General features: G+C 78.6%; 1 protein-coding gene. It reads left to right on the top strand.

The window, feature by feature from the left end; translation table 11 throughout:
- Positions 1–4,037 (top strand): SDR family NAD(P)-dependent oxidoreductase (locus tag VM95_RS37180; RefSeq protein ID WP_045705701.1); only part of this gene is annotated, 4,037 nt, incomplete at both ends.

The raw sequence follows: 4,037 nt of genomic DNA, 5'->3' as shown, positions 1-4,037 counted from the left end.
GCCGCCGTCCTGGAGACCCTGCGCCGCGACGAAGGCGGCCCCGAACGCCTGGTGACGGCCCTGTCCGCCGCCTTCGTCGCCGGCCTGCCCGTCGACTGGGCCACCCAGCTGCCCGCCGGACCCCGGGCCGACCTGCCGACCTACCCCTTCCAACACCGCCGCTACTGGCTCGACGCCCCGCCCGTAGCGGGCGCCGCGCGGGACCTCGGCCTCACCGAGGTCGGCCACCCGCTGCTGGGCGCCGCCGTGCGCTCGCCCGAGGACGGCGGGACGTCGTACACCGGCCGCCTCTCCCGGTCTGCCCACCCCTGGCTCGCCGACCACGCCGTGCACGGCACCGTCCTGGTGCCGGGTACCGCCTTCCTGGACCTCGCGGCCTGGGCCGGCGCCGAGGCCGGCTGCCCGGTGGTCGACGAACTCACCCTGCACGAGCCGCTGGTGCTGCCCGACCGGGCCGGCGTACGGCTGCACGTGGCCCTGGCCGCGCCCGATGCGAACGGCGGGCGTGCGCTGGCCGTTCACTCCCGACCCGAGGACGCCCCCGAGGACGAGCCGTGGACGCGGCACGCCACCGGCACCCTGTCCGAGGCCGGGTCGCCGCCCGCTGCCGATGACCTGCTGCCCTGGCCGCCCCCGCACGCCGAGCCCGTCGACACGACCGCGCTCTACGACCGCCTGGCCGAGTTCGGCTACCACTACGGCCCGGCCTTCCAGGGCGTGCGGGAGGCCTGGCGGCGCGGCGACGACCTGTTCGCCGAGGTGGAACTCCCCGGGGAGTCCGACCGGTTCGCCCTGCACCCCGCCCTCCTGGACGCCGCCCTGCACCTCGCCGCGCTGGACGCGGCGGAGACCACGGGCCGCACCCTGCTGCCCTTCGCCTGGACGGGCGTCACCCGGGAACCGACGGCCGGGCCCGTGACCGCTCTGCGCGTACGGCTGCGGCGCACCGGCGCCGAGGCGCTGTCACTGCTGGCCACCGACCACGGCGGCGCCCCGGTGACGCGCGCCGAGTCGCTGGTGCTGCGCCCGCCGGCCCCCGGCCGGTTCGCGGACCCGGCAGCCGCCGACCCGGCCTGGCTGCACCGGCTGGACTGGACACCGACCGCCCTGCCGGCCGCGGAACCCGACCCGCACCGTCGCTGGGCACTGCTCGGCGCGCACCCGGACCACGAGCTGCCCGCCCACCCCGACCCGGTCGCGGCCGCCGAGGCCGGGACGGACGTCGCCGTCCTGCTCTGCCCGCCCGCGGACGGCACCGGGCCCGCCGCCGTCCCGGCCGCCGTCCACACCGCCCTCGGCGCCCTCCACGACTGGCTCGCCGAGGAACGCCTGGCCGCGGCCCGCCTGCTGGTCGTCACCCGGGGCGCGATCGCCTCCGACCCGTCCGAGGACGTGCCGAGCCCGCCCCACGCGGCGGTCTGGGGCCTCCTCCGCAGCGCCCAGACCGAGCACCCGGACCGCTTCGTCCTCGTCGACCTCGACCCCGCCGACCCCGCCCAATCCGCCGACCCCGCCCAATCCGCCGACCCCGCCGACCCCGCCGGACCCGCTCTCCCGCTGGACCTGCTGCGCGGCGTCCTGGCCTCCGGCGAGACCCAGGCGATCGTCCGGGACGGCGCCGTGCTGACCCCGCGCCTGGTCCGCGCGGGCGCCGAGGGGCCGCTGGTGCTGCCGGACGGGCCCGCGCCCTGGCGCGTCGAGTCCGGCCCGCGGCACACCGTCGACGCCCTCGCCGTGGTCGACCACCCGGCGGCGGCCGAACCGCTCGCCGCCGGGCAGGTCAGGGTCGCGGTGCGCGCGGCCGGGGTGAACTTCCGCGACGCGCTGATCACGCTCGGCATGTACCCCGGCCGGGCCGTCGTCGGCGCCGAGGCCGCCGGCGTCGTGGCCGAGGTCGGGCCGGGCGTCACGACCCTCGCGCCGGGCGACCGGGTGATGGGCCTGTTCGACGGCGCCTTCGGCCCGCTCGCCGTCACCGACCACCGCCTGCTCGCCCGCGTGCCCGCCGGCTGGTCGTACGCCCGGGCGGCCTCCGTGCCGGTGGTCTTCCTGACGGCGCTGTACGGGCTGCGCGACCTCGGCGGGCTGCGGCGCGGCGAGACCGTCCTGGTCCACGCGGCGGCCGGCGGCGTCGGCATGGCCGCCGTCCAGCTCGCCCGGCACTGGGGCGCCACCGTCCTCGCCACCGCGAGCCCCGCGAAGTGGCCGGCCGTGCGGGGCCTCGGCATCCCCGAGGAGCGGATCGCCTCCTCCCGCGACACCGGCTTCGAGCGGCAGTTCGCCGGGCCCGCCGGCGGCCGGGGCGTCGACGTCGTCCTGAACTCGCTCGCCGGGGAGTTCGTGGACGCCTCGCTGCGCCTGCTCGCGGACGGCGGCCGGTTCGTCGAGATGGGCAAGACCGACGTGCGCGGCCCCGAGGCCGTCGCGGCCGACCGCCCGGACGTCCACTACCGCGCCTTCGACCTCATCGACGCCGGCCCGGACCGGATCGCCGAACTGTTCGCCGAACTCGTCGAGCTCTTCGAGACGGGCGCCCTGCGGCCGCTGCCCGTCCGCACCTTCGACCTGCGCCACGCCCGCGAGGCGATGCGCTTCGTCAGCCGGGCCCGGCACACCGGCAAGGTCGTGCTGACCCTGCCCCAGCCGCTCGCCGCGGACGGCACGGTGCTGATCACCGGCGGCACCGGCACCCTCGGCGCCCTGCTGGCCCGCCACCTGGTCACCCGGCACGGCGTCCGGCACCTCCTGCTGCTCGGCCGGTCCGGCCCGCAGGCCCCCGGCGCGGCCGACCTCGCCGCCGAACTCGCCGACCTCGGCGCCGCCGTGCGCATCGAGGCCTGCGACGCGGCCGACCGCGACGCCCTCGCCCGGGCGCTCGCCACCGTCCCCGCCGAGCACCCGCTCACCGCCGTCGTCCACGCCGCCGGCGTCCTCGACGACGGACCGGTCGAGGCCCTGACGCCCGACCAGGTCGACCGCGTCCTGCGCGCCAAGGCCGCTGCCGCCGCCCACCTGCACGACCTCACGCAGGACCACGAGCTGGCCGCCTTCGTGCTGTACTCCTCCGCCGCCGGCGTCCTCGGCACCGCCGGCCAGGCCGGCTACGCCGCAGCCAACGCCTACCTGGACGCCCTCGCCCACCACCGGCGCGCCCGCGGCCTGCCCGCCACCTCCCTGGCCTGGGGCCTGTGGGCCGAACGCACCGGACTGACCGGACACCTCGCGCCCGCCGACCTCCAACGGCTCGCCCGCGCCGGGCTGCTGCCCTTCGCCACGCCCCAGGGGCTCGCCCTGTTCGACGCCGCCTGGCGGCGCCCCGAGGCGGCCCTCGTCCCGGCCCGGCTCGACCTCGCCGCGCTGCGCACCGCCACCGGCCCCGTGCCGCCGCTGCTGCGCGCACTCACCGGCCCGGCGGCACCGCGCCGCGGCGCGCACAGCGCGGACGGCGACCTGCCGTGGGCCCGGCGGCTGGCCGCCGCCTCCGCCGAGGAACGCGCGGACCTCGCGCTGCGCCTGGTGCGGACCGAGGCGGCCGTGGTGCTCGGCCACGACTCGGCGGAGCGCGTGCGCGCCGGGACGACCTTCCGCGACCTCGGCTTCGACTCGCTGACCGGCGTCGAGCTGCGCAACCGGCTGACCGGTGCCACCGGCCTGCGGCTGCCGTCGACGCTCGTCTTCGACCACCCGACGCCGCTGCGGCTCGCGGACTTCCTCGCCGCGGCCGTCCAGGGCGTGGCCGCCTCCGCCGCGGTGAGCCCGGCGACGCGTACCGACGAACCCGTGGCGATCGTCGCGATGGGCTGCCGCTTCCCGGGCGGCGTCGCCTCGCCCGAGGACCTGTGGGAGCTGGTCGCGGGAGGCACGGACGCGATCGGGGACTTCCCGACCGACCGGGGCTGGGACGTCGACGCCCTCTACGACCCCGACCCGGCGGCCACCGGGAAGAGCTACGTCCGGCGCGGCGGATTCCTGTCCGGCGTCGCCGAGTTCGACGCCGAGTTCTTCGGGATCTCCCCGCGCGAGGCGCTGGCCATGGA

This window comes from Streptomyces rubellomurinus, assembly GCF_000961885.1.
Lineage (GTDB): Bacteria > Actinomycetota > Actinomycetes > Streptomycetales > Streptomycetaceae > Kitasatospora > Kitasatospora rubellomurina.
Note: the sequence above shows the minus strand (reverse complement) of the source record. Positions and strands in the feature narration are given on the sequence as shown.